Source organism: Methanohalophilus sp. RSK (assembly GCF_003722075.1).
In the GTDB taxonomy this organism is placed as follows: Archaea; Halobacteriota; Methanosarcinia; order Methanosarcinales; family Methanosarcinaceae; genus Methanohalophilus.
On the sequence record NZ_RDSK01000013.1, the window covers coordinates 132,013 to 148,950 of the forward strand.

A 16,938-nucleotide genomic window follows, 5' to 3' on the forward strand; every position below is an offset into this window, starting at 1 on the left:
CCTCAAAAAAAAGCCCTGCAAGATAGCAGGGCTTGCTCCTTGCCATCAGATTATAATGGCAGGTGCGTTTTCATCTTTTTCCTCCTGACCTTTTTCAGACTAACCCGGTCAGTACGGAATCTTAAGGGCGAGCCTATTATTTAAACTTTTTGTTTTTTATGGATTTTATATGCTTTTTGTAGATATCATATCTACAAAACACAGTTATTTTTATATACTATTATTCTGTAAATCATCTCTTATGAGCCGGCAGATTATTCTGGTAAATCTGGAAAAACCCAGGGAAAAGGACCCTGAAAAGGATTTACACTGGTTATGTAATAGCTTTGGCCTGTCTTCGGGAAGGGATATAGAAAACACGGCAAACCAGATCGTAATGACTTTGCTTGATAACATTGCCGAGAATGAACGTGTTTCATCTGAAATGATAGCTGAGGCTCTTGGCATTAATCTCTCCCGTGTTAATCACCATGTAAGGAATCTGGTAAAGGCAGGACTTGTTTACCGTGAAAAACGTCTGCTTTATCTAAGGGGGGGAAGCCTGAAGGCAGCAGTACATGAAATGCGCAAAGACTCCGAGCGCATGTTTGATGAACTGGAAACCATCGCTTCGGAGATTGACAGGCAAAAAGGTATCAGGAACCGTTAAAGTATACGTTTTGTTGTATCCAGTTTAATTCCTTCTTTTCCTATATAATAAGGCAGGAAATTATCCGGCGCAATGGAGCCGTAGAGTTTTCTGATAAATATTGTTCTCTGTACATTGAAACTCCTCTCTTCCACCTGAAGTTCAATCACAGTATCACAAACCTGTTTTAATGTGTTTTCCACAGTTGTCCCGTGCATTCCTTTGGTAATGTGGAGAAAGTTGACCGATTTATTTATGTCCCCTCTCTTTGATAGCGATTCAATAGCTTCAACTACAGGATCCATGCCTGCCAGGCGTATAAAGTATGATAGTGAATAAACAATGGTGCGGCATTTTTTCTCGGATTCGTTTTCGGTGATTTCCGATAACATTTCTCCAAGTATAGGATTTATGTCCGTATCCCTCAGGTACTTATTGTAAAGTTCATCTTCACGTCCCTGCTCACGATATTTGTGGACATCAATAATATTGATATTTTTGCCGATATGCGGATATATATTCATCCCGAAACGGGCCATATTTGAATTTATCATTTCCGGTCTTTGTTCACTGTCAAAAAACAGGACATATTCATTGTTTTCGATTCCACCGTATGCAAATTGTTGTACAAAAAGAGACGATCCCGCCCCGGGTTCTGCCATCAGGAGTACTGTAGTTCCTTCTGCTATACCACCTTCCAGATAATTATCAAGCCCCTCTATGCCACTGGGAATCATTCCTGATTGATGTGTTGAGAAAGTACTGTCTTCCATCCCCATATCATTTCCTCCATAGGTTAGTATATTTTTATATGGATATATATCTTAGGATATCTGTGTATAGCAGGATATATAGTCCAGAAAAAATTTATGAATTATTCAAATGTTGTTGTGTAATACATGGAAAAGAAAAATGTAAAACCAATGATAATTGAAATGGAAAATGTCACAGTTTGCAAAAATGGCAACAGATTGCTGGACAATTTCTCTCTTAAAATAAAAAATGGGGAAAATGTTGCGATTATAGGTCCTAATGGAGCGGGAAAATCCTCTTTTATCAAAACGGTTACAGGAGATCTACGTCCTCTTCATTCTGAAAAGACGATTGTCCGCTTATTTGGAAAAGAACGCTGGGACATTTTCGGATTGCGCAACAAAATGGGTATAATAAGCGGTGACTTGCAGGACGAATATATGCGTAATATTCCGGGAATCGAGGTGGTGGTATCCGGGTTTTTTAGCAGTATAGGCCTGTATCGCAATCATACTATTACCGGGGATATGAAAAGGCGGGCCCATGATGTGCTAGGCTTTCTTGGTATTGAGCATCTTGCCTCACGTCCCATAAACGAAATGTCAACAGGTCAGGCTCGCAGGCTACTGATTGCCAGGGCACTTGTGCATGACCCGGATGTACTGATACTGGATGAACCTACAAACAGCTTAGATCTCAGGGCACGGCATATTTTCAGGCAGTCCATGCGCACTATTGCTTCAAAAGGTAAAAACATAATTCTTGTGACACATAATCTCGAAGACCTGATTCCTGAAATTGACAGGGTGGTCCTGCTCAGTGAAGGAAGGGTATACAGGGACGGGCCAACGGCTGAAATATTAACTGCAGAAAACCTGTCTGATATATTTGGAATACAGCTGCAGGTTTTCTCTAAGGATGGTTACTATCATGCCTGGTGATTATCCACGTATCATGAACTGTACTTCTGAACTGACTGTGGGGAAGACATAAACCACTCTCTTGAACTCGGAAAGCGTCAATCCGAGCCTTATTGCCATTGCAAAGAGATTAATTACTTCTTCTGAATGAGACCCCAGTAGGTGGGCGCCTGCAATTTTTTGGCTTTCTTTTTCTATGATAACCTTTGAGGCCGCATAGTTTTCCGACAGGCGCCTGCTGTTATACCAAGGGCTGCGGTCATGAATGAGGACTTCATACCTGTCAGTAGATTCGGACAGGCTAACACCTACACTTGAGAGGGGAGGAAGGGTAAATACCGTGGAAGGAATGCCGGTATAATCCACTGTCTTGACATTTCCTTTTATCATATTGTCTGCTGCAGTAGTTCCCTGCAAACTTGCAACAGGAGTTAAAGGAGCTCCGGGCTTTACACAATCTCCGGCTGCATATACGTAAGGGTTGGAGATACTTTGCATGTACTCATTTGTCTCCACGAACCCGTCATTGGTTTCAACATTCCCTTTTTCAAGTTCCATGCCTTCAAGGGCTGCAATCCTACCGGAACCATTGACTACAAGATCACATTCGATCCGGGATTCTTTGCCCTCGCTATCTCTGGTCTTCACAGTAAATCCTGCAGAAGTACTTTCAACAGAGCTGACCGAGACACCGGTATTGACATTTATGCCGGCTTCTTCGGAAGCCTTTACCAGCAATTTGACCATATCCCTGTCAAAGTGTTTGAGCACTTCACTTCTTTGCAAAATAGTTACCTGGCTTCCTGCCCGGGCAGCGATATGGGCAAATTCGAACGAAATATATCCACCGCCCACAAAAACAATTCTACCGGGCAATTCATCGAGATTGAGAAATTGCTCACTTGTTACCAGGTTTTCTTTGCCTTTGATTCCAATTTTTCGGGGCACTGAGCCGGGTGCAATCAGAATGTGTTTGGCCTTAAGGACTGTATCTGCTATTTTCACTTCGTTTTGAGAAACAAATTTTGCTCCCCCGTGGTAGGTGTCAATATCCATATTTTTGAACTTTTCTTCCTTGTTTTTGGGGAAATTTTCCACAAACGTTTGCTTAAAGTCCATTAACTTACTCCAGTCCACGGAAGACTGTGGCATGATTCCCAGTTTGTTGAAACGATTAACCTGTTCAACGGTTTCTGCAACACCCACAAGTACTTTCTTTGGCACACATCCCCGAAGTGCACATGTCCCGCCATATTCCCTGATATCTGTAATCGCGATTTTCATACCTGCCGCAGCTGCCTTGTTCGCACAAACAGTGCCTGCTACGCCTGTCCCAATGATGATAATGTCATATTCTCTGGCCATTTCCTTCAACTCTTAGGGGAAAATTAGGCGGTTGGAAGATAAATGGCTATCGCAAATATAAGTTTAAAAATCAAAAAGAGTCTTCTGGGATTTGGCAGGTTTTGGATTATCCTTTTCCTTTCCGTCCATTTGATTTTCTTCTGCAGGGTCTTTTCCTTCTGAAAACATGGAATCAAGGGTTGACTGTCCCCTGTCTTTTTCAGGAGCATGCATGAATACGTCGATATCTTCATCTTCCTTTTCATGCATCATTTCCCGGGAAGCATCATAGATTTTCTGGATTTTCTTGGTCACCCTTTTGCTTTCCGTCAGGTAAGCAATCTCATCTACATCTAGTTCAAGAGAATATGCTGCATCAACTGCATAGTCCTCGTTTTTGAGCAAAAGGCCATACATCCGAAGCAGGTCTATACGACAATCCCGGATTGGTTCATTGCAATGTAAGCCCACTTTTGCAGCTATGTTATCCCTCATGTTTCGTTTGGAGCGCAGTTGGCCCATACGTCTCCACATGGATGGGGGTTGTAACTTGCGGAAACCGGAATGAGAGTGTTTCTTTGCCACTGCCGTTCCTCCGCTTAACAGAAATCCGGCATATCTCCAGAGTCCGTAGTTCTGCCGCAATCGTACCCTGCCAAGATATGTATCAGCTCTTGAAAGGTTGTGATAGGCTGCTGTTATGTCTTCACTTAGTTTTTCATCCTTGTTCAGATACTGGTTGGGCAGGTTCTCGTCTACCCACTGAATAAGGTCTTCAGGTGTTTCGTCCAGGGAAAAAGTTGCCCTGTAGGCTTCAATCGGCTCTCTGCCTTTGAACACTTTGGTAAGTACTTTGAAAATAGATTCCTTTGTATCCCTTTCGGCTGTGGTGACATCCACAACTTCTATCTCTTTTTTATCAGTTGCTGTTGCCTGCAAATCTTTTATGGCACTTCTGAGGTCACCGCCTGTATTTTCAGCGATTTTTTCCAGCACGCCTGTGCCACACATTATCCCTTCCATTTTGCATATCTTTTTCAAAGCAGGCAGGATGGAACGCTGGGGGATGGAATTGAATTTTATGTTCACACAATGAGAACGCAGGGTTGATGAGAGAGCATACAGGTCATTGGCGATGAGTATAATGGGTTGATTGGATTTCTTGATCACATTCGTAATGGCGCGGGTCCCACCCCTGTCGGCCGATCCGTGCATATTATCTGCTTCATCAAGTATTATGAGGCGCTTCTGTATCCCCGTAAGTGTACTCATGCGTGAAGCAGAACCAGCCACTTTCTCGATAATTCCGGCAGTCCGCTGGTCACTGGCGTTCATCTCGATAATTTCCCACCCCATCTCGTTTCCCAGGGCATGGGCAGCTGATGTCTTTCCAACACCGGCAGGTCCACTCAATATGACTGCTTTTTTTTCAGGAACTCCGTGCTCCCATTCTTCTTTCCAGTCACGGAGGGCCTGCAGGGGTTTATTGTTCCCCACAACATCTGCCAGTTTGGTAGGACGGTATTTTTCTGCCCAATCTTGCGCTATTGTCATCTGTGACCTCACCTACATTAAAGCGAAAACTAATTAATAATTGTGTTGTTTGTTGATTGTTTAACTTTGCATATTAATGAGGGTGCCCATGCAGAAAAAGACAGACGGATTGCTGGATATCATACGTACAAGGGCTCTTGATAATTGTCCCCGGGTTGCACTGGGTGTGCGCAATCCTACTTCCAAACTGATCCAGAGTGCAGAAAAAGCCCAGGTTGAAGGCTATGCCCGGGTGGTTCTTGTAGGCGACCAGCGTGATATATCGGCGATCGGAACAAACCTTGAAGTGATTGACACCCCACAACCGGAAGAAGTTCTCGGCAGTCTGCTTGCATCCGGGGACGTTGATGCGGCTGTAAGAGGTACGGCAAAAGCCTCAGGCACCCTGTCTCACCTCAAAGAGGTACTCGGCATTGAGAAATTATACAGGGTTGCTTTCCTGCTAACTCATGACAATAATCCTTTTTTCCTTGCACCTGTGGGTATTGATGAAGGCCACTCCCTTTCCGATAAAATCGAGCTTGTACAAAGAAGTGCTGCCTATATCCGCAGGTTTGGTATTGAACCTGAAGTTGGAATCCTGTCCGGAGGGCGTATGGGAGATCTTGGTCGTGATGAGCGTGTGGATCGCACCCTGGCAGATGCGGATTTCCTGGCAAACCGGTTAAATGATGCAGGAATCGGTGCGAAACATTACACGATCCTTGTAGAGGATGCCATCAGGGAATCTAATTTTATCCTTGCCCCGGATGGCATATCAGGCAATCTTATCTTCCGCTCACTTGTATTTCTGGGTGGGGGCAATGGAATTGGGGCACCCGTACTCATGGACAGGCATGTATTTATTGACACATCCCGCGTGGGCGGCCATTATACCCTGGCCATAATGCTTGCCGCAGCTCTTGTTTCCAACAAAAGGGAGGTTGTATAAGTTGGATACAGTTTCAGAAAAATGGCCTGTTACAAAAGGGGATTTCAGTGCAGGCAATCCCAAATCGTGTATTGCCGTGGTAACCCTTGCAAGTTCGATGCCTTTGTTAAAAAAAGCAGCGATCTGGGGTAGTTGCAAAACGGAAAACTTGGGGGCTGAGAAAGTTGTAATGAATGTTGTATCCAACTGTAATATCAGGTACGTGCTTCTCTGTGGTGCTGAATCCCGGGGCCATCTTGCCGGGCAGACCCTGAAAGCCCTTTACGAAAACGGTATTGATGAAGATGGCAGGATTCTGGGTTCAGAGGGGGCGATTCCCTTTATTGAGAACCTGGAAATTGAAACCATTCAGCGTTTCCGGCAACAGGTGGAACTTATAGACCGTGTCGGGCTTACTGATCTTGATGAAATATGCTCGATTGTTAACAATTATCATGATTCGGAGAAACCCTTTGAAGCTTCTCCGATATCCTTTAGAAAAGCTGTCAGGAAATATCAGGCACCAGAATCCATCGGTGCTGATGTACTTATCAGTGAAAAAGTGGTTATGGATGCTTTTTCCGGTGTAATTTACGAGATTGCTTGAGGTTTTCAAATGTTCAGGTTCCAAAAAGAGCAAAAAATTGCCAATATTGCCGGTGTGAAAATTGGAGGAAATCCCGGTGAACTGCCCACAGCCCTTGCAGGCACAATATTCTACGAAGGACATGATATCGTGGAGGATGCGAATGAAGGGCTGTTTGATCGCAAAATAGCAGAGGACCTGCTCAATTCCCAGCGTGCATCATCTGATGAAACCGGTAATCTCTGCCTGGTGCACATATTCGGCAATACAGAACAAGCCCTACGCAACTATATTGACTTTGTCAGTGAGATTACGGATTCTCCTTTCCTTATCGATTCCCCCGACCCGCTGGCCCGGATGGCTGTGGCAGAATATGTGAGCGAGATCGGCCTGGGGGACAGGGCAGTCTATAATTCCATAAATATGACAATCGGTGAAAAGGAGCGCAAGGTGTTAAAAGATTCAGATATAGACAGTTCCATAGTTCTGGGTTTCAATGCCATGGATTCAGGTTTCAAAGGCAGGATGCAACTTCTGGAGTCCGGTACTTCTTCAATGGATAAAGGCCTGATCGATATTGCTCTGGAATGTGGGATGTGCAATATACTGATTGATCCGGGGATAACTCCTATGGGCAATGGTTCCGGGGTCAGCCTGAGGATTACGCTGGCAGCCAAGGCAAAATGGGGATTGCCGGTAGGGTCGGGAATTCACAACGCTCCTTCTTCCTGGGAATGGCTCAGGGAAAAAAAGAAACACGATCCCCTTGTGTTTAAGATGTGTGATATCGCATCTGCTGTAATGCAGCAGGTTGCAGCCGGAAATTTTGTACTTTACGGCCCCATTGAGAATGCACCTTACATATTCCCGGTGGCTGCGATGTCAGATATCATGATCTATGAATCGGCCGAAGAATTTGAAATAGAACCTGCTTCTTCCCATCCATTTAACAGGTTGGTCTGATTATATTATTTTGTACATAAATCAATGGTCTATACTAATGAAGGGATTCATATGAGACAATTGAAAATTGACATTCCTGATAACCTCTTTGCGAAACTGGAATTGATGCCGGATAGTGACAATTTTATACGCAGTTTGCTCGAAGAAGCCCTTGATCCTGAAAAGACAATCGATGATCCAGGCTTGATGGCTCAAAAACTCATGTCAATTGAAAACAGATTGAAATCCATTGAGGACCACATAGCAGGCACTTCCTCGACAGATCCAGTCCCTCCTTCTTCTGTGGCCGATACTTTATCTTCGGATGAAAAACCTGTAGGGGCTTCAAACCCTGAATCCGGCGAAGTTGGTGAACAGGATAATGATCCGTTCTATACTAAAATGAAAAGGATAAGGAATAATGAAAAAGTGATCTCCGTGGACGAAGCGCCTTCTCCTCTTAAACAGAGTATACTCCAGTATCTTCCTGATGGTATGATAATTAAAAAGCAAGTTCTTATAAGCCTGCTTTCGGTGCGCTATCCGAAAGATGAAGTTGAAAATAGTATTGAAGATATGAGCGGGGAAGGTACCATCTCCATTCTGGATAAAGAAGACGGCACCTGCGTTCAACGTAGCTGATTATTCCCTGATAGCGCCCTTGTTGGCAGAACTTACGGACTTCCTGTAACGGGCAAGATAGCCTTTTACTTCTTTGACAAGGGGTTTGAAATTTTCTTTTCTTTTCTGCATCTCTTCTTTATCGATAAGAATCTCCAGTTTTCTTGCAGGGATATCGATCTCTATCATGTCCCCTTCTTCGATAAGGCCAATTGGTCCGCCTTCCATGGCTTCCGGGGATATATGACCGATACAGGGCCCCCTGGTTCCACCGGAGAATCTGCCATCTGTGATGAGGGCAACTGAATCGGCAAGTCCCATACCTGCAATTGCCGAAGTTGGGGAGAGCATCTCCCTCATTCCGGGGCCGCCCTTGGGGCCTTCATAACGGATTACTACAACATCCCCGGGTTTGATGTCATTATCAAGGATTGCATGCATGGCTCCCTCCTCGCTTTCAAAGACTCTTGCAGGGCCCTTGTGCTGCATCATTTCGGGCTCAACAGCTGCCTGTTTGACCACCCCTCCTTCCGGGGCGAGATTCCCCTTCAATATTGCCAGTCCACCTTCCTGATGGAGGGGGTTTTCAAGGGTCTGGATAATCTTCTTATTTATGGCAGGATTTATGATCACGTATTCGTCGATATTTTCTCCAACTGTCTTTCCGGTGATAGTTTTTTCTCCGGGGTTGAGTTTTGATTTCAATCTCTGCATTATTGCATGCACACCACCGGCTCTTTCAAAGTCGATCATGTGATATTTGCCACCCGGTCTCAATCCGATGAGGTGTGGGATTGAGCGACCCAGACGATCAAATGTATCCAGGGGCAGTTCCATATCGAATGCATGGGCAATAGCCGGCAGGTGCAGGGCTGTGTTGGTACTCCCGCCTACCGCCATGTCGACCATGATCGCATTCTCAAAAGATTTCAGACTGACCACCTTGCGTGCTGACAACCCTTCATCCACCATTGCCACGATACGTTCTCCGGATTCCTTGGCGATGTGGATCTTTTTGGCATCTACCGCATGGGCTGTGGCACAGCCGGGCAGGCTAAGTCCCAGCGCTTCGGTCATACATGCCATTGTATTGGCGGTAAACATCCCGGCACATGACCCGGCACCCGCACAGGATACATTTTCCAGTACCTTCAGCTGTTCGGCTGTGGCTTTGCCGGTGCGGTGTTCCCCGATTCCCTCAAATACAGAGACCAGGTCCCGTGGCTCGTCTCCCGAAAAACCGGGTAGCATAGGTCCTCCTGTTACGACGATAGTCGGAATGTCCAGTCTGCCGGCAGCCATGAGGTGGCCGGGTGTGATTTTATCACATGAGGTAATCATGACCATGCCGTCCAGACGGTGGCCTTCGAGCATGAGTTCGATCGAATCCTCGATAACTTCCCTGCTGGGGAGGGAATATTTCATTCCTTCATGTCCCATTGCAATACCGTCACATATGCCTATGGTATTGAATTCAAAAGGCACTCCGCCAGCATTGCGTATGCCTGCTTTGACGGCTTCGGATACTTTATCAAGATGAATATGACCGGGTACAACTTCGGTCCAGGAATTTACCACCGCGATAAACGGTTTTTCCATTTCTGAATCGGTTACTCCTGTAGCTCTGAGGAGGGAACGGTTGGGTGCCCTCTCTGTCCCTTTTTTGATACTGTCACTTCTCATGTGGAAACCTCTGGATATGTACTCCATATTTATGAATCATTAAATATAAGTAAGCTTTCTGTTTGTCCTTATAGGAAGGTCCACGATATCCATGAAAATTGCAATCATAGACGGTTATGTTGACGAACCCGCATGTTTCGGAGTTCCTCCTTATATTTCTCCCTACATACGCTATATAGCGGGAGCCCTGGTTGAGCGTGGTATCGGTCAGGACGATATATCCTATTTTACAATAGACGGTATCAGGAACAGTAAACGGGAAGACCTTGCCCTGCTTGGTCGGGCTGATCTTGTGGTTATCTTATCGGGAATGACCGTCCCCGGTAAGTACCTGCGCTCCTCACCCATCACCCTGAAGGAAATCGAATACTTGTGCAGGGCTGCTTCGGGTGTGAAGGTGATCGGTGGCCCTATACGCCTGGGCTACAGCAGTGAAGGGGGCATGGCAGCGTCAACCCTTGAAATGGCTGATGAAAATGTATTTGTTGCAAGACAGGACATCGAGGCATTTGTACATGATATAATTGGCCCCGGCCCTTGCATCGAGGACCCTGATAATGTTGAACACCGGATGCGTACGGTTGGGGAGATTGGCAGATGGGCCTGCAAGGGTGTCTTTATAATCAGGAGGCATCCGGATTTCCCGAATATAATGTGTGAGATGGAAACCTATCGCGGATGTGGCAGGGTTACTCACTGTTCTTTTTGTACTGAATTTTTTTATGGCCCATCAACCTACCGTCCCGTGGAGGAGGTCGTTGCTGAAGCCGCCAGTCTTTACAGGGAAGGTGCCCTGTATTTCCGCCTGGGTCGCCAGCCTGATCTTTTCACCTATCATGCAGTGGATTGCGGGGATCCTCTCCCGAGGCCAGATCCGCAGGCGCTTGAATCCCTGTACTCGGGAATCCGGAAAGTGGCTCCGGGGCTGGAGGTACTGCATATGGACAATGCCAATCCGGCCACTATAGCCACCTATCCGGATGAATGTAGTAAAATAATGAAGACCATTTTGAAATATCATACACCCGGGGATGTAGCAGCCATGGGTATGGAAAGTGCCGATCCCGCTGTAATCAGGGCCAACAATCTCAAAGCAATGCCAGATGATGTATTTGAAGCTGTAAAATTGATGAATGATATTGGAAGCATAAGAGGCTCCAATGGTCTTTCACATCTGCTTCCCGGACTTAATTTTGTCCACGGTCTTGCAGGAGAAACAAAGAAAACCTTCGGATTGAATTACGATTTTTTGAAGAATATCCTGGATAATGATCTGTTGGTGCGCAGGATAAACATTCGTCAGGTTATGCCTTTTAGTGGTACTCCCGCAGCAGAACAGGAGTTACCCGTGACAAAAAACCGGAAAATGTTTTTGAGATACAAGGAAAAGGTCCGCAAGGATATTGATTTACCTATGCTGAAGAGGGTCGTGCCCGAGGGAACTGTACTTAAGGATGTGCTTTGTGAAGTATGGGGGGAGGGTTCGGTGGGTACCTTTGGCAGGCAGATGGGTTCCTATCCGATACTTGTAGGTATCTCAGAAAAACTTCCCCTGGGTGAATTTGTTGATGTGAGGGTAACAGGTCACGGTTTCAGGTCCATTTCAGCAACAGTGGTTCGTGAATGACAAGTTTTATCATTAATAATAAATTAGTCGTAGCATGAGAAAACTACTATTTATTTTAGCACTTACCGCAATTCTTCTCATAAGTGGCTGCTCGACTTCTGCTGAAGTTGCAGAGGAAGGAGACAATGTCACTGTGGATTATGTTGGTGAGTTTGAAAACGGTACGGTATTCGATACTTCCATAGAAGAAGTTGCTCTGGAAGCGGGTATACACAACCCTGCCAGAACATACGAACCCCTGGGTTTCACGCTGGGAGGCAAGGGTATGATCAAAGGTTTTGACAGTGCAGTGCAGGGAATGGCTGTCGGGGAACAAAAGACAGTGGAGCTTCCACCTGAACAGGCATATGGTCCCTACAAAGAAGAACTTGTCAGGGCAGTACCCCTTGATGATTTACCCAATAAAACGACACCATACCAAATAGGCGACCGGCTTTCAACCGCTTATGGTCAGCAGGTAGTTATTGTCGATGTTAATGACACCGCAGCAATGATTGATTTCAATCATCCTATGGCCGGTGAAACACTAAGATTTAATATTACGCTGGTTTCCATAGAAGAATAAAAGTAATATTAAATGATTGAATATCCGCTCAGGATACTCAATCTCTCTTTTTCAAATTAACCATAATCAGGGTTTAATATATTTTCCTGTATTATGGACCCACTTTTTATTGTCAGGTCCGGCCAGACCTTTACATTGGAATGGACCGTCGAATTATTCCCGATATTTACCCTTGGTCCGATTACGGTCCCGTTTTCCAGGCTGCAGTTTTGGCCAATCACGGTATTGTTATCAATCACAGTACCCGAAGTGTTACAATTATTTCCTATGGTCACATCATTGAATATGTAGGATGAAAGGACCCTGCAGCCGTCCTTGATGACACAGTTAGAACCAATCGTCGTATATGGGCCGATCAGGACATTGTCACCTATTGTTGTGTTCTCACCGAGCACCACTGGCCCCACAACTGCGGTGTTGGAACCGATTACCACATTGTTTCCGATTTTGAGGGGTCCGTTTATACGGGAATCCTTTGTGTTGAAGTGACCTTCAATAGTTGTTCCCGGCATAGATTCAAGCATCCAGCGCTGTGCCTGGCGATAGGCTGCCGGATTGCCCACATCGGTCCAGTGCCCTCGCACAAGCAAACCATTGATCCTTCTGTCTTCTGCCATCAGTGCTGGGAATAGGTCCTTGGCAAAATCGTAGGGCTGGTTTTCCGGTATCCACTTGAAGATTTCCGGATCACACATGTATATACCCGTGCTTGCAAGATTGCTGAATATTTCTCCCGGCCCGGGTTTTTCAAGGAATCGATTTATCCGGTTGTTCACATCCATATCCGCGATACCGAATTCCCGTGGATCATCTATGGATAGCAGACCAATAGTAATGATTGCGTCATTGTGCTCATGGAACCTGTATATAGTACGGAGTTCAAGATCCATGACGTGGTCGCCCCCCACTACCAGGAATGGTTCATCGCAGAGATACTTCTCGGCGTTCTTCACACCTCCTGCAGTACCCAGTTTTTTCTCCTCGTACACATATTCCACATGGACACCGAACATGCTACCGTCACCCAGTTCCTCCCGGATCTTATCACCCATGAAGCCCAGGGTGACAATTATCTCAGTGAATCCTTCTTTTGCAAGATGTTCCACAAGATGTACCACTGACGCCTTGTTGATGATTGGAATATTTGGTTTTGGTCTGTCAAAAGTTAAAGGCCTAAGTCGGGTCCCCTTTCCTCCACACATAATACAGGCTTTCATGTATAGGAATGATATTTTTTATGACTTAAAATTGTACCGATTTACATTTTCTTGATATCGTTTTCATTTTCCACTATGATCTCCGGTTCTCCCTTATATTCATCCACTTCTCCCTTTATCCTTAATTTATCCCCGACAGTTATCCGTGAATCTATATTCATTGCACCGTTATCTTCCGGTATAAATACAGTCAACAAATCGGAATTATAATCTATCTGAAGAATCAGGTGATTTCCATTAAATGTGGTTTCTTTACTGTAGAGGGTTCCTTCGATTGTCACAGTTTTCCCTACTTCTGTAGAATCTGTTAAGGGCTGCTCACCTGTTTTGTTAAAAGAGTTGGGAAAATAGGTGATATATGCTACAGCCAGCGATAATATCGCCATTGTCAGCAAAATTGCAATTACCTTTTCTTCTTTCTCCATACTAATCCCAGTTTATTTAACTATGTTCGACCAATGTGTGTAATCTAGAAATATTTTTGTATCGGTAATTAGTCTTTTATAAACAGAGCGTAAACCCCCCACGTCTTTAGCATCGCATTAAATCGGAGATTTTATGGGAGTTTCATTTCTTTAAAATGAAACATAGGGGATGTAAGCGTCCATTATCCCTGATTCCTTATGTATTCTAATGCCGCTTCCGTGCTAATATTTCCAATGGTACTACAAAAAGTATCCATCATTCTAGGGCACACCTCATTAACTTAAACTATAAATACAGTTAACTTTAATATATATTTGAATGTTAAGTGCTTACAAATATAGAATGTATCCTACAAAAGAGCAGGAAGAGAAGTTCTTTCAACACTTCGGTGCATGTAGATTCATCTATAATTGGGCTTTAGAACAGAAAATCAAATCCTATGAACAGGATGGAAAATCAATCTCAAGGTTTGACCTGAACAAAGGGATTACAATATTAAAGAGAGACGGAGAGCACGAATGGCTCAAAGACGTTAATTCTCAGTCATTGCAGGGTGCTACTCTCAATCTCGATAATGCCTTTACACGATTTTTCAGAGAGAATAGGAGTTTTCCTAAGTTTAAATCAAAGAAAAACCCAGTACAGGCTTACAGTGTTCCTCAGAATTACAAGGTTGATTTTGAGAATAATAAGATATACATTCCGAAAATAGGTAGCGTCAAAACTATTTTGCACCGTCACTATGGAGATGGAGACCTGAAAACCGCTACAGTATCACGCACATCTACCGGAAAATACTACATTAGTATTCTTGTAGATGATAGTCGGAAAATCCCAGAAAAAGCGGAGATTTCTGAAAATAATACCGTAGGAGTAGATGTAGGCATTAAGGACTTTGCCATCACGTCAAATGGTAACAAAATCGATAATCCAAGACACCTTAAAAACTCAATGAAGCGTCTTAAAGTTCTATCAAAACGCCTCTCTCGAAAACAGAAAGGATCAAAAAATAGAAAAAAAGCACGTCAAAAAATAGCCAAAATATACGAAAAAATAAGCAACCAAAGACACGATTTCCAGCATAAGGTTTCGACAAAGCTCATTAGTGAGAACCAAGCAGTAGCATTAGAAACTCTTAATGTGTCCGGTATGCTCAAAAACCACAATCTTGCCCAACATATAGCCGATGCATCGTGGTCTTCCTTTGTAACAAAACTCGAATACAAAGCAGAATGGTACGGATAAACAATTCTCCGTATCGGACAGTTCGAGCCATCTACTAAAATATGCAATGTCTGTGGGTATCATAACAAAAACATTACACTTGCAGACCGTAAATGGCAATGTCCTTATTGTGGTGCATCCCATGACAGAGATGTCAATGCTGCAATCAACATTAAGAAGTTTGCCTTAAATAAACAGAATTTGATAGATATTTGAAGCACCGTAGGGACTACGGGGAGAGCCTGTGGACTTGTGAACATAAGTTCAAAGAATGAAGCAGGAAGCACCTGAGTCTTTAGCTCAGGTGTAGTTCACGTGATAGGAGATAAAATTCCCTCTGATGGCAAATACTGGAAGGATTCACTGGCTCAATGAGGGGCCTATTGGAAGGGGAACATACGTACTCTACTGGATGCAATCTTCCCAGCGTGTGGAGTATAATCATGCACTGGAATTTGCTATACAGCAGGCAAATGAAATGGATTTGCCTTTGTTGGTTCTATTCTGCCTGACAGAATATCCTGAAGTTAACCTGCGGCATTATACATTCATGTTTGAAGGTCTGGTCCAAACAAAAGAATCCCTGGAAAAACTGGGAATACAATTTGTAATGTTGAAGGGAAATCCAGTTGATGTTGTCCATGAGTTTGCCCGGGATGCAAGCCTGTTGATTACCGATCAGGATTACCAGAAATTACAACGCCGCTGGCGTGTGAATCTTGCCGCATTGATTTCCTGTCCTTTTGCGCAGGTGGAAAGTAATGTTATAGTGCCGGTGGAAACTGTTTCCGATAAGGAGGAATGGTCGGCAGCCACCCTGCGTAAGAAAATCCATAAACATCTTGATGAATTCATGCACTCCTTTGAATTATCCACTCTGGCCAATTCATCCCTCTCAATTGATGTGGACTCTCTGGATCCGAATGATTTTGAACAGATCTTGAAAAGTATGGATATTGACATGAATGTAAAGCCCTCTCCGGCATATAAAGGGGGAATTCATCAGGCCAGAAAAAAACTGTCCGATTTTATATCAGGCAGACTGGGAGATTATGCTGAAAAACGTAATGACCCAAACCTTGATTTCCTTTCTCGAGATATTGAATCTTCAATAAAATGATAGTATCGGTTACAAAGTAAATGAAATTACATCTGGAAAAATAAGTTTGGTAAGGTTCAACCTATAGCACTAAGCCAGAAAAGATATCAAAATTATGGTGGACCGGTCGGGATTCGAACCCGAGGCCTCTACCATGCCAAGGTAGCGATCTTCCGAGCTGATCTACCGGCCCATATTTGCAATTCACAGTTGCAATCATTATTAATAAACCTATCGCCAATTTTGCTTTGCATCACTATTATTTTCTTACCTTGAATACCGGTTTTGGATTTTTATGGGAAACACTTAAAGCAGCAAACATCACATCTTTTTATAATCATTATGGAGGAGTGGAAAAGATGCCAGAATTAGCAGTAGTATACTTGAGTACTCAGGGGAATACCAAAAAGATGGCTGAGGCCATAGCTGAAGGTGCCAGGACAAGGCACGTTGAAGTAAAGGTGGACAGTTTTTTCGAATGGGATCCTGCAGAAGCCGCTTCTGCCGATGCGATTGCTGTGGGCTCATCCACATTTGACTATGCCATGCATCCGCCAATTTCTAAATTTATTGATAAAATGGTGCAATTTGGGGTAGAGGGAAAAACCGGTGCTGCTTTTGGTTCTTATGGCTGGAGTGGGGAAGCCCCTGTCCAGATAGCAAACAAACTACGTAAAGCAGGAATGGAAGTTATAGACCCAGTACTGAGAATCCAGTATGCTCCAAATGAAAAGGATCTTCTGGAATGCAACAGGCTTGGCAAAGACCTGGCCGAGAAATTGAAAAGAAAGTGATGTGATTGGCTAAAAAAGCAAAATCTTTATAATCCACCTATTGTA

16 protein-coding genes, 1 tRNA gene and 1 pseudogene are annotated in these 16,938 nt (G+C 44.2%); 11 read left to right on the top strand and 7 right to left on the bottom strand.

Features of this window, described 5'->3' with window-relative positions; translation table 11 throughout:
* Nucleotides 1–241 precede the first annotated feature (241 nt).
* On the top strand, nucleotides 242–649 hold the full coding sequence (locus tag EFE42_RS06690) for a MarR family transcriptional regulator (protein ID WP_123136591.1): 408 nt from the start codon (nucleotides 242–244) through the stop codon (nucleotides 647–649).
* On the opposite strand, the gene EFE42_RS06695 is transcribed toward EFE42_RS06690, so the two are convergent.
* Entirely contained in the window at nucleotides 646–1,407 is a 762-nt protein-coding gene (locus EFE42_RS06695) for an ATPase domain-containing protein (RefSeq protein WP_123136519.1), read from the bottom strand. The genes EFE42_RS06690 and EFE42_RS06695 overlap by 4 nt on opposite strands.
* 120 nt (nucleotides 1,408–1,527) lie before the next feature.
* On the opposite strand from EFE42_RS06695, the gene EFE42_RS06700 reads away from it, so the two are divergent.
* A complete protein-coding gene (locus EFE42_RS06700; RefSeq protein WP_123136520.1) occupies nucleotides 1,528–2,322 on the top strand; it encodes an ABC transporter ATP-binding protein in 795 nt (264 codons plus the stop codon).
* On the opposite strand, the gene EFE42_RS06705 is transcribed toward EFE42_RS06700, so the two are convergent.
* Together EFE42_RS06705 and EFE42_RS06710 are read right to left on the bottom strand one after the other, a co-directional pair.
* Entirely contained in the window at nucleotides 2,323–3,666 is a 1,344-nt protein-coding gene (locus EFE42_RS06705; RefSeq protein ID WP_123136521.1) for an NAD(P)/FAD-dependent oxidoreductase, read from the bottom strand. It lies immediately after the preceding gene.
* Between the two features lie 63 nt (nucleotides 3,667–3,729).
* Nucleotides 3,730–5,199: a replication factor C large subunit gene (locus EFE42_RS06710; protein ID WP_123136522.1), complete on the bottom strand. Its 1,470-nt coding sequence runs from the start codon at nucleotides 5,197–5,199 to the stop codon at nucleotides 3,730–3,732.
* Between the two features lie 88 nt (nucleotides 5,200–5,287).
* Between EFE42_RS06710 and mtxX the strand changes: the two genes are divergently transcribed.
* From mtxX to EFE42_RS06730, 4 genes are read left to right on the top strand one after another with little or no spacing between them, the layout of a single operon-like run.
* Complete coding sequence (gene mtxX / locus EFE42_RS06715; RefSeq protein WP_123136523.1) at nucleotides 5,288–6,130, top strand: methanogenesis marker protein Mmp4/MtxX; 843 nt, start codon at nucleotides 5,288–5,290, stop codon at nucleotides 6,128–6,130.
* Nucleotide 6,131: 1 nt separating this feature from the next.
* Nucleotides 6,132–6,716, top strand: coding sequence for a tetrahydromethanopterin S-methyltransferase subunit A (locus EFE42_RS06720; protein ID WP_123136524.1), 585 nt, complete (start codon nucleotides 6,132–6,134; stop codon nucleotides 6,714–6,716).
* Nucleotides 6,717–6,725: 9 nt separating this feature from the next.
* Complete coding sequence (gene mtrH / locus EFE42_RS06725) at nucleotides 6,726–7,658, top strand: tetrahydromethanopterin S-methyltransferase subunit H (protein ID WP_123136525.1); 933 nt, start codon at nucleotides 6,726–6,728, stop codon at nucleotides 7,656–7,658.
* 51 nt (nucleotides 7,659–7,709) lie between these two features.
* Complete coding sequence (locus tag EFE42_RS06730) at nucleotides 7,710–8,279, top strand: hypothetical protein (RefSeq protein ID WP_123136526.1); 570 nt, start codon at nucleotides 7,710–7,712, stop codon at nucleotides 8,277–8,279.
* On the opposite strand, the gene ilvD is transcribed toward EFE42_RS06730, so the two are convergent.
* The gene (gene ilvD, locus EFE42_RS06735; protein ID WP_123136527.1) at nucleotides 8,280–9,941 is read right to left on the bottom strand and encodes a dihydroxy-acid dehydratase; all 1,662 of its coding nucleotides are present in this window, start codon (nucleotides 9,939–9,941) and stop codon (nucleotides 8,280–8,282) included.
* Nucleotides 9,942–10,032: 91 nt separating this feature from the next.
* Here ilvD and EFE42_RS06740 point away from each other — a divergent pair, with 91 nt between their 5' ends.
* Nucleotides 10,033–11,568 (top strand): radical SAM protein, encoded by a 1,536-nt coding sequence (locus tag EFE42_RS06740; protein ID WP_123136528.1) that lies wholly within the window; start codon nucleotides 10,033–10,035, stop codon nucleotides 11,566–11,568.
* A gap of 34 nt (nucleotides 11,569–11,602) precedes the next feature.
* Nucleotides 11,603–12,133, top strand: coding sequence for a peptidylprolyl isomerase (locus EFE42_RS06745; RefSeq protein WP_123136529.1), 531 nt, complete (start codon nucleotides 11,603–11,605; stop codon nucleotides 12,131–12,133).
* A gap of 56 nt (nucleotides 12,134–12,189) precedes the next feature.
* Here the strand turns inward: EFE42_RS06745 and EFE42_RS06750 are convergent, their stop codons facing one another.
* The gene (locus tag EFE42_RS06750) at nucleotides 12,190–13,350 is read right to left on the bottom strand and encodes a sugar phosphate nucleotidyltransferase (RefSeq protein WP_123136530.1); all 1,161 of its coding nucleotides are present in this window, start codon (nucleotides 13,348–13,350) and stop codon (nucleotides 12,190–12,192) included.
* Between the two features lie 41 nt (nucleotides 13,351–13,391).
* A complete protein-coding gene (locus tag EFE42_RS06755; RefSeq protein WP_123136531.1) occupies nucleotides 13,392–13,775 on the bottom strand; it encodes an OB-fold nucleic acid binding domain-containing protein in 384 nt (127 codons plus the stop codon).
* 319 nt (nucleotides 13,776–14,094) lie between these two features.
* On the opposite strand from EFE42_RS06755, the pseudogene tnpB reads away from it, so the two are divergent.
* Nucleotides 14,095–15,216: pseudogene (gene tnpB, locus EFE42_RS06760) on the top strand (IS200/IS605 family element RNA-guided endonuclease TnpB).
* 124 nt (nucleotides 15,217–15,340) lie between these two features.
* A complete protein-coding gene (locus EFE42_RS06765) occupies nucleotides 15,341–16,120 on the top strand; it encodes a deoxyribodipyrimidine photo-lyase (protein ID WP_233564757.1) in 780 nt (259 codons plus the stop codon).
* A 95-nt stretch (nucleotides 16,121–16,215) separates the two neighbouring features.
* On the opposite strand, the gene EFE42_RS06770 is transcribed toward EFE42_RS06765, so the two are convergent.
* Nucleotides 16,216–16,292: transfer RNA gene (locus EFE42_RS06770), tRNA-Ala, on the bottom strand.
* Nucleotides 16,293–16,458: 166 nt separating this feature from the next.
* Between EFE42_RS06770 and EFE42_RS06775 the strand changes: the two genes are divergently transcribed.
* The gene (locus tag EFE42_RS06775; protein ID WP_123136592.1) at nucleotides 16,459–16,893 is read left to right on the top strand and encodes a flavodoxin domain-containing protein; all 435 of its coding nucleotides are present in this window, start codon (nucleotides 16,459–16,461) and stop codon (nucleotides 16,891–16,893) included.
* Nucleotides 16,894–16,938 lie beyond the last annotated feature (45 nt).

Bases quoted from the DNA above. Each gene is read 5' to 3' on its own strand.
- EFE42_RS06690 (WP_123136591.1), top strand. From the start codon at position 242: ATGAGCCGGCAGATTATTCTGGTAAATCTGGAAAAACCCAGGGAAAAG.
- EFE42_RS06695 (WP_123136519.1), bottom strand. From the start codon at position 1,407: ATGGGGATGGAAGACAGTACTTTCTCAACACATCAATCAGGAATGATT.
- EFE42_RS06700 (WP_123136520.1), top strand. From the start codon at position 1,528: ATGGAAAAGAAAAATGTAAAACCAATGATAATTGAAATGGAAAATGTC.
- EFE42_RS06705 (WP_123136521.1), bottom strand. From the start codon at position 3,666: ATGGCCAGAGAATATGACATTATCATCATTGGGACAGGCGTAGCAGGC.
- EFE42_RS06710 (WP_123136522.1), bottom strand. From the start codon at position 5,199: ATGACAATAGCGCAAGATTGGGCAGAAAAATACCGTCCTACCAAACTG.
- mtxX (WP_123136523.1), top strand. From the start codon at position 5,288: ATGCAGAAAAAGACAGACGGATTGCTGGATATCATACGTACAAGGGCT.
- mtrH (WP_123136525.1), top strand. From the start codon at position 6,726: ATGTTCAGGTTCCAAAAAGAGCAAAAAATTGCCAATATTGCCGGTGTG.
- EFE42_RS06730 (WP_123136526.1), top strand. From the start codon at position 7,710: ATGAGACAATTGAAAATTGACATTCCTGATAACCTCTTTGCGAAACTG.
- ilvD (WP_123136527.1), bottom strand. From the start codon at position 9,941: ATGAGAAGTGACAGTATCAAAAAAGGGACAGAGAGGGCACCCAACCGT.
- EFE42_RS06740 (WP_123136528.1), top strand. From the start codon at position 10,033: ATGAAAATTGCAATCATAGACGGTTATGTTGACGAACCCGCATGTTTC.
- EFE42_RS06745 (WP_123136529.1), top strand. From the start codon at position 11,603: ATGAGAAAACTACTATTTATTTTAGCACTTACCGCAATTCTTCTCATA.
- EFE42_RS06750 (WP_123136530.1), bottom strand. From the start codon at position 13,350: ATGAAAGCCTGTATTATGTGTGGAGGAAAGGGGACCCGACTTAGGCCT.
- EFE42_RS06755 (WP_123136531.1), bottom strand. From the start codon at position 13,775: ATGGAGAAAGAAGAAAAGGTAATTGCAATTTTGCTGACAATGGCGATA.
- EFE42_RS06765 (WP_233564757.1), top strand. From the start codon at position 15,341: ATGGCAAATACTGGAAGGATTCACTGGCTCAATGAGGGGCCTATTGGA.
- EFE42_RS06775 (WP_123136592.1), top strand. From the start codon at position 16,459: ATGCCAGAATTAGCAGTAGTATACTTGAGTACTCAGGGGAATACCAAA.